Below are 291 nucleotides of genomic sequence, written 5' to 3'. Positions count from 1 at the left end.
GCAAGCTCGCTCCTACAAAAAGCCTTGACTGGCATTGGGGCCAGCCACCTCCCACCGTTGTAAATGGCGTGTGTCAGCTGACCTTCAGCACCAACGGATTATCTGGTGATTGGCCGTCCGATCAGCCAGGCGACCGATCCGGCTAAGGCGTTGGCGGCGGTCGTTGCTGAAATCGCCTGACCCCAGGCGGGCACTGAAAATGTGGGAGGGGGCTTGCCCCCGATGGCGGCCTCTGGGCCGACCAGGATGTTGGATCAGATCGAGTACATATCCGTTTCTGCGGTAACGGCC

General features: G+C 60.5%; 1 pseudogene. It reads left to right on the top strand.

Annotation, left to right across the window (positions count from 1 at the left end):
* Positions 1 to 87: 87 nt before the first annotated feature.
* Positions 88 to 180 (top strand): annotated as a pseudogene (locus tag BFP93_RS28060) (orotidine-5'-phosphate decarboxylase); the annotation flags it as partial.
* Between the last annotated feature and the right edge of the window lie 111 nt (positions 181 to 291).

The organism is Pseudomonas sp. 44 R 15 (genome assembly GCF_900004965.1).
Lineage (GTDB): Bacteria > Pseudomonadota > Gammaproteobacteria > Pseudomonadales > Pseudomonadaceae > Aquipseudomonas > Aquipseudomonas orientalis_A.
This window is presented reverse-complemented; position numbering and strand designations above follow the sequence as displayed.